The following is a 6,416-nucleotide window of genomic DNA, read 5'->3' as shown; positions in this document are numbered from 1 at the left end:
ACCACGTTGATCGACTTGACGTGGCCCAACTCGGCCGCCCTCTGAAACCAGGCCAGGGCGTCGAGCGCCTCGGCCTGACGCTGCGACAGGCCTTCGGCGTGGATGGCCAGCAGGATCTCGTCCGGGGCGGCCTCGACACGCACGCGGTCTTCCCACTGCTGGGTCTCGGTCGTCGCCGGCGGCGGCGCGATCGGCGCGGCGTCTGCGCGCGCCTCGTTCATGGCCGAGGCGCAACCCGACAGGGCGGTGAGCACGGCCAGGCCCGCGACGGTCGCGGCCAGGCGCTGGAGATTGCATCGCGTCATGGCCGCGTCCCTATTCGATGACATAGCCGACAGGCCCCTGATAGCTGCGGTTGGCGTTGGCGCCGGCCGGCGCGTTGACCACCGTGTTCAGCCGCCCGAGCAGCACAGTGCCCATGTCGCCCGCCAGCCGCAGGCCGTCGGCCGGCGTCTGCAGGTCGGCCGGTTTGGTCGGGTCGATGATGTAGGGCGTGACCAGGATCACCAGTTCGGTCTCGCCGTTCAGATAGTCGCGCGACCGGAACAAGCCGCCGAGGATCGGCAGGCTCTTCAGCCCTGGCAGGGCGTCGATGTTTTCCTTGCTCTGCTGCTGCAGCAGGCCGGCGATCATCAGCGAGCCGCCCGAGGGCAGCTCGACCGTGGTCTCGGCGCGGCGCACGCTGAGGCCGGGCACCACGATCGTCGAGGTGCCGGAGGTCAGGGTGTAGGCGCCTACGCTGGTCAGTTCGGAGACTTCGGTCGACAGCTTCAGCGAGATGCGGCCGCCCGACAGCACCACCGGCGTGTAGCCCAGGCTGACGCCGTAGGGCTTGAACTGCAGGGTGACCTTGCCGGTCTCCGACATGTCGACGGGCACCGGGAATTCACCGCCGACCAGGAAGCGGCCGGCCTCGCCGGACACCGCCGTCAGGTTCGGCTCGCTGAGCGTGCGCACCAGGCCCACGCGCTCGAGCGCCTGCACGCTGGCCGTGGCGCTGTTGTTGCTGCCGCCGATGGTGGCGCCGATCGTGCCGCCGCCCTGCAGGCCGTTGTTGATCGCGTACTTGGGCTCGAAGCCCACCGAGAAGTTGTTGCTGCCCAGCTGGTTCAGCGCGGCCGAGACGTTGACGCCCAGCTGCTTGACGATGTTGCGCTGGACCTCGATGACCCGGACCTTCAGCGTCACCTGGTCCTTGCCGGCGACCGACAGCAGGTTGACCACCTGGTCGGGCTTGGAGACGAACTGGGCGGCGATCTGCGAGGCGGTGTTGGCCTCGGCGGCGTTGGCGACCATGCCGGTCAGGATCAGGCTGTCGCGGACCGCCTGCACCTCGATGCGCGAGGCGGGCAGCACCTTGCGCAGGGTGTCCTGCAGGGTGCTGGAGTCCTCGTCGACGCGGATGGCCAGCGACAGCAGCCGGCGGCCGGAGGCGTCGAAGAACACCGCGTCGGTGGTGCCCTTGCCCAGGCCCAGCACATAGATGCGGCGCGGGTTGCGCAGCACGGCGTCGGCCACCTGCGGGTTGGTCACCAAGAGATCGCGCACGTCGGACGGCAGCTCGATGATCGCCGACTTGCCGCGCGGCAGGTTCAGCGTGCGGGCGCCCGGACCGGCGGTCAGGTCGATGCGCAGCACCTGGTCGGCGACCGGCGCCGGCGCGTAGTCGGGAACGGCCGCGACTGGGCGCGAGACGGCGCGGGCCGGGCGATAGACCCGGTCGCCGGCCGGCGGGCCGTCGGCCAGCGCCAAACCGGGAGCAAGGGCCGTCAGGACGGCGAGGGAAACGGAAGCGAACCGGCGGATCATTGGCGCACCGCGATGCTGGAAGTCTGTCCGCCGCGATTGATGCGGATGACCGTGGAGTCCTGGGTGGGCGCGGCGACGCCGGAGGGGCCGCCCAGGTCGGTGTAGGCGCGCAGCGCCAGGGTGACGGGACCCGACGCCTTGGCGCGGGTCAGGGCCTCGGCCTCGGCCGGGCGCACCTCGAGGGTGGCGGTGGCCGCGACGATGGTCTTGGCGTCCTTGTCGGCCGTGGTCGATTGGTCCAGAGCCAGGACGCGGATGTTCTGAAGCACGGTCTCGGCCATCACCTGCTTGCCGGTGCTGGCGCCTTCGGTGTTCGGCGCGTCGCGGGTCTGCAGCACGTCGACCCGGTCGCCGGGCAGGATGAAGCCGCCGGCGGCGGTCTCGGAGGTGACCGGCACGGCCATGGCGCGGGCGCCGGGCGAGAGCACGACGGACAGGTAGCCGCCCTCGCCGCCACGGACGATCTTGCGCGGCACGATGGGCTCGCCGGCCAGCAGCGGGTCGCGGACGATCGCGCCCTCGACGGCCGCTTCGGGAGCAGCCCCGCCCAGGCCGGTGGCGTCGCCGACGGTCTTGACCGCCTTGGCCGCGCCGTTGGCGGGTTCGACCGGGGCCGCGCCGTTGGTGATGTAGACGGGGCTGACGGCGTCGGCCGGCCAGGCCTTCCACTCGACGTCGTCATGGCCCAGGCGCGCGCCGATCGACAGGTCGCGCTTGGCGACCAGGACCAGGGTCATGGGCTTGGCGTCGAGGCCGGGAGCGGGGGCCGAGGCGACAGCGGCGGCCTTGGCGGGCTTGCCGCCAACGGCCTTCTGCATCAGCACGGCCAGGCCGATCGCCGAGACGGCGGCCACCAGGACGATGATGATTCTGACGGGATTCATGCGCGGGCGGGGCTCTGGTCGGCGAGGCGGGCTGCGGGCGTCGCGGCCTTCAGGCCAGCGGACGCTTGGATCGACAGCCGTTCTGGCCGCATCCCAGACTGGGGCGCCCATGGTTAACAGCCGCTAAAGGACCCGCCCTCCAAAGGGCTTCCCGGCCGCGACAGCCTGACGCGGCCGCCGAACGCGGCGCGCGGCGAGTTTAGTTGAGGATCGCCAGGCCGATCGCGCTCTGCGGGAGAGCGGCCAGGGCGCCGACCGCGATGGCCACGCCGTAGGGCACGTCGCCCTTCTTGTCGCCGAGACGGCGCACCCAGGCCGGGCTGCCGGCGATGATCGGCTCCAGCCAGCCGGAGCGCAGGCTCATCAGGCCGAAGGTCAGGGCGCCGCCGGCCAGGGCCGTGATCAGCAGGAAGGACGGCAGGCCCGTGACGCCCATCCACAGGGCGCAGGCGGCCAGGAACTTGGCGTCGCCGCCGCCCACCCAGCGCAGCGCGAACATCAGCATGCCGACCAGCAGCAGGCCGAAACCCACCGCCAGGCACAGGCCCGCCGTGGTCCAGCCCACGCCGCCCAGCAGCGCCGCGAACGGGAAGGCGCCCAGCAGGGCCAGCGAGATCCAGTTGGGGATGGTGTAGCTGGTGACGTCCTTCAGGCCGGCGACCACCGCCAGGCCAGCAAAGACGATCAGGGGAAGAAAGGACAGGGTCTGCATCTGGAATTCCGGACGGCTGCTGAACCAACCCTACCCCACGGCCGATGAAGCAATGGTTTCCGAGCGGCGCCGAAACGAAGCCGAAGACTTCGCCAGAGATCGCGAAAGCAGAACCCGGAAAAGACAAGGGCCGCGTCCCTTGCGAGGACGCGGCCCAAGTTCTGAAGCTCGGCGCTGTCGCTTTTACTGCGCGACGGCTCTGAGCTGGGTCTCGGCTTGGCCGAAGGCCCCGGCGATGGCCGGAACCAGGAGCTGGACGGCGGCCAGGACGACGACGCTGATCAAGGCGGCGATGAGGCCATACTCGATCGAGGTCGCACCCCGGCTGTCCTTCAGGAAGCGTTCGCAGAACACAACCATCGGTCGCCCCTCCATCAACAGCTGGCTATTAGCCGGCCGCCGCGGTGTTCAGCTCGGTGGTGGCCTTACCGAAGGCGCTCGACAGAGCCGGACGCAGGGTGGTGAACGCGGTCACGATGACGACGGCGATCAGGGCGATGATGAGGCCGTATTCGATGGCCGTGGCGCCCGACTCGTCCTTCAGGAAGCGCGTGACAAACTTCGACATGACTTGATCTCCTGCTGAGAAAAACTTGGCTGGGTCAGCAAGCCGCTGCGACTTGTTCACCCCCGAAAACACGATCAATTTCGCCAACCTCGCTTAATCGACAGTAAACAACAGAACTTTTCTGCGATTTTTCTTTTGGTTTATTTAATTTTACCATTAGCAACTCTTAACCAAGTCGGTTTTGGAGCGTCGCAACCGCCTTATTTCTAAGGACTTTTGAACAGTCCAGTTTGTCGCAGGCAAGCAGTCCTTAGTCTTTTATTGACCATTCTTCGGCAAAGTCATGGGCGTTGAATTTGCTCCGACAGGACCGCCATGCGCCGCCTCTCGCTCGCCATCGTCGCTTTCTTCAGCCTCTGCGCGGCCGCCGCCGCGGCTCAGGCGGCGTCGCCGACCCCGGCTCCGGCCGCTCCTCGCACCCTCTCGGTGGCCGCCGGCCAGGCGACCACCCTGCCGCTGAACGGCTCGGCCCGCGAGATCGTGGTCGGCGACCCGCAGATCGCCGACGTCAGCGTGGTCAACGACCGCACGCTGGTGATCCTGGGCAAGCGCGTGGGCGTGACCACCGTGTTCGCCTTCGACGCCCAGGGCCGCGCCCTGGCCGGCGGCCAGGTGCTGGTCACCGAGGTCTCGGCCGACGCCGTCACCGTCCAGCGCGGCGCCAACGCCTCGACCTACGCCTGCGACGGCCGCTGCACCGTCCTGACCTCGACCACCAGCGCCCCGGCGGCCGGCCAGCCCTAAAGCCGCCGCCCTCGCCCGCGTACATACGCGAGCACGCGGCTCTTCCTGATTGGATCCCGCCGCCCCGCGATTAGGAGGCGGTTAGGGAGCGTGGGCTAAGGTCGCCCGGTATCAGCCACGGACCTTCGCATGGGGACTCCGCCCTTATCGTTTCGAGCCCGCCTGCGGCTCGCCGCCCGCCGCCTGCGCATGGGTCGCGCGGCCGCCCTGGCGCGCGACGAAGGCGGCGCGACGGCGGTCGAGTTCGCCCTGCTGATGATCCCGTTCCTGCTGCTGTTCTTCGGCCTGATCGAGCTGGGGCTGATCTTCTTCGCCGGCGTGACCCTGGAGAACGCGGTCATCGACACCAGCCGCGAGATCCGCACCGGCCAGGTTCAGGTCGCCAGCGGCACCGCCAGCACCTTCAAGAGCGCGGTCTGCACGCGCATGTCGTGGCTGGAAGGCCCCTGCGCCTCGGCCCTGCGCGTCGACGTGCGCACGGTCAGCACCTTCGCCTCGGCCAGCAGCCTGACGACCCCGACCACCACCTGCTGGGATCCCGGCGGCCCGACCTCGCTGGTCGTGGTCCGCGCCTACTACGCCTGGCCGGTGATCACCCCGCTGCTGCAGACCGCGCTCTCGGCCGTCAACGGCAAGCGCACGCTCACCGCCGCCACCGCCTTCGTCAACGAGCCGTACAACAGCACCACGGCCAGCAGCGTGACGTGCCCCTCATGATCGCCCGCCTTCTCTTCCGCGCGCGCCTCTGGCGCGACACCCGCGGCGCCGTGGCCGTGGAGTTCGCCGTCCTGGCGCCGCTGCTGATCCTCTTCTATTTCGGCATGTGCGAAGTGACCCAGGCGATGATGGCCCAGCGCCGCCTCAGCCACACCACCTCGCTGATCGGCGACATCGCGGCCCAGAACGCCACCATCACCCAGAGCCGGGTCACCGACATCTTCGCGATCGGCAAGACGGTGATGTCGCCGTTCTCGTCGACGAACCTGAAGATGTGCCTGGTCAGCCTGACCTCGGACACCACGGCGGCCGCCTCCGACGGCACCCGCAAGGGCACCGTGGCCTGGACCGCCAACAGCAACGCCTCGGACTGCCCCAAGGCCGCCGCCACGGTCACCGTCTCGGACGGCGTGCTGCCCAAGAGCAGCAGCGTCATCATGAGCACGGCCAGCTACACCTACGCCTCGCCGACCTCGATGCTGATCTCCAAGAGCATCACCTTCAAGCGCACCTTCTACCTGCGGCCGCGCAAGTCCGACACGGTGACCTGGGCGACGTCCTAGGGCGCTAGATCGCCGCCGCCAGGGCCGCGACGCGCGGGTCCTCGCCCAGTGCGCGGCCGTCCAGCCGCCGCAGCGGCCGCACGCCCGTCAGGCTGTTGGTCAGGAACACCGCCCGCGCCGAGGCCAGCGCCTCGGGGCCCACCGCGACCTCGACCACCGAAAGACCCATGGCGCGCGCGGCGGCCATCACCCGGCCCCGCGCCAGGCCGGCCAGCACGCCGCAGGCCAGGGCCGGCGTCGCCAGGGTCTCGCCGTCCAGCCAGAACAGGTTGCCGGCCGAGGCGCAGGCCAGCTCGCCCCGATTGTTCAGCATCAGGGCCTCGTCCGCCCCCGCCGCCCTGGCCTCGGCGCGGGCCAGCACGTTGTCGAGATAGGCCAGGGTCTTCAGCCGCGAAGCGGGCGAGCCCTCGTTGCGGCGG

The 6,416-nt window shown here is 69.7% G+C and carries 9 protein-coding genes and 1 pseudogene; 3 read left to right on the top strand and 7 right to left on the bottom strand.

The genetic code is table 11. The features are described from left to right. The 6 genes and pseudogenes from DMC18_RS21350 to DMC18_RS21325 all read right to left on the bottom strand — a co-directional run. A pseudogene (locus tag DMC18_RS21350) lies at positions 1–305 on the bottom strand (hypothetical protein); the annotation flags it as partial. A gap of 10 nt (positions 306–315) precedes the next feature. Next, a complete protein-coding gene (locus DMC18_RS21345) occupies positions 316–1,809 on the bottom strand; it encodes a type II and III secretion system protein family protein (RefSeq protein WP_110119569.1) in 1,494 nt (497 codons plus the stop codon). Further along, on the bottom strand, positions 1,806–2,693 hold the full coding sequence (cpaB, locus tag DMC18_RS21340; RefSeq protein WP_110119568.1) for a Flp pilus assembly protein CpaB: 888 nt from the start codon (positions 2,691–2,693) through the stop codon (positions 1,806–1,808). Before cpaB ends, DMC18_RS21345 begins: the two co-directional genes overlap by 4 nt. A gap of 199 nt (positions 2,694–2,892) precedes the next feature. Next, positions 2,893–3,405, bottom strand: coding sequence for a prepilin peptidase (locus tag DMC18_RS21335; protein WP_110119567.1), 513 nt, complete (start codon positions 3,403–3,405; stop codon positions 2,893–2,895). A 183-nt stretch (positions 3,406–3,588) separates the two neighbouring features. Then, positions 3,589–3,765, bottom strand: a complete 177-nt coding sequence (locus tag DMC18_RS21330; protein WP_110119566.1) for a Flp family type IVb pilin — start codon at positions 3,763–3,765, stop codon at positions 3,589–3,591. A 28-nt stretch (positions 3,766–3,793) separates the two neighbouring features. Continuing rightward, entirely contained in the window at positions 3,794–3,973 is a 180-nt protein-coding gene (locus DMC18_RS21325; protein WP_110119565.1) for a Flp family type IVb pilin, read from the bottom strand. A 315-nt stretch (positions 3,974–4,288) separates the two neighbouring features. On the opposite strand from DMC18_RS21325, the gene DMC18_RS21320 reads away from it, so the two are divergent. From DMC18_RS21320 to DMC18_RS21310, 3 genes are all read left to right on the top strand, one after another. Continuing rightward, positions 4,289–4,717, top strand: coding sequence for a pilus assembly protein N-terminal domain-containing protein (locus DMC18_RS21320; RefSeq protein WP_110119564.1), 429 nt, complete (start codon positions 4,289–4,291; stop codon positions 4,715–4,717). A gap of 129 nt (positions 4,718–4,846) precedes the next feature. Next, on the top strand, positions 4,847–5,434 hold the full coding sequence (locus DMC18_RS21315; protein ID WP_110119563.1) for a TadE/TadG family type IV pilus assembly protein: 588 nt from the start codon (positions 4,847–4,849) through the stop codon (positions 5,432–5,434). Continuing rightward, positions 5,431–5,997, top strand: a complete 567-nt coding sequence (locus DMC18_RS21310; RefSeq protein ID WP_110119562.1) for a TadE/TadG family type IV pilus assembly protein — start codon at positions 5,431–5,433, stop codon at positions 5,995–5,997. Before DMC18_RS21315 ends, DMC18_RS21310 begins: the two co-directional genes overlap by 4 nt. A gap of 4 nt (positions 5,998–6,001) precedes the next feature. Here DMC18_RS21310 and DMC18_RS21305 read toward each other — a convergent pair. After that, positions 6,002–6,416 (bottom strand): aminotransferase class IV (locus tag DMC18_RS21305; protein ID WP_199232603.1); only part of this gene is annotated, 415 nt, incomplete at its 5' end.

It is taken from the genome of Caulobacter sp. D5 (genome assembly GCF_003185805.1).
Classification (GTDB): Bacteria; Pseudomonadota; Alphaproteobacteria; order Caulobacterales; family Caulobacteraceae; genus Caulobacter.
This window is presented reverse-complemented; position numbering and strand designations above follow the sequence as displayed.

Coding starts and splice junctions, on each gene's coding strand:
- cpaB (WP_110119568.1), bottom strand. CDS start 2,693: ATGAATCCCGTCAGAATCATCATCGTCCTGGTGGCCGCCGTCTCGGCG.
- DMC18_RS21320 (WP_110119564.1), top strand. CDS start 4,289: ATGCGCCGCCTCTCGCTCGCCATCGTCGCTTTCTTCAGCCTCTGCGCG.
- DMC18_RS21330 (WP_110119566.1), bottom strand. CDS start 3,765: ATGGTTGTGTTCTGCGAACGCTTCCTGAAGGACAGCCGGGGTGCGACC.
- DMC18_RS21345 (WP_110119569.1), bottom strand. CDS start 1,809: ATGATCCGCCGGTTCGCTTCCGTTTCCCTCGCCGTCCTGACGGCCCTT.
- DMC18_RS21335 (WP_110119567.1), bottom strand. CDS start 3,405: ATGCAGACCCTGTCCTTTCTTCCCCTGATCGTCTTTGCTGGCCTGGCG.
- DMC18_RS21315 (WP_110119563.1), top strand. CDS start 4,847: ATGGGGACTCCGCCCTTATCGTTTCGAGCCCGCCTGCGGCTCGCCGCC.
- DMC18_RS21310 (WP_110119562.1), top strand. CDS start 5,431: ATGATCGCCCGCCTTCTCTTCCGCGCGCGCCTCTGGCGCGACACCCGC.
- DMC18_RS21325 (WP_110119565.1), bottom strand. CDS start 3,973: ATGTCGAAGTTTGTCACGCGCTTCCTGAAGGACGAGTCGGGCGCCACG.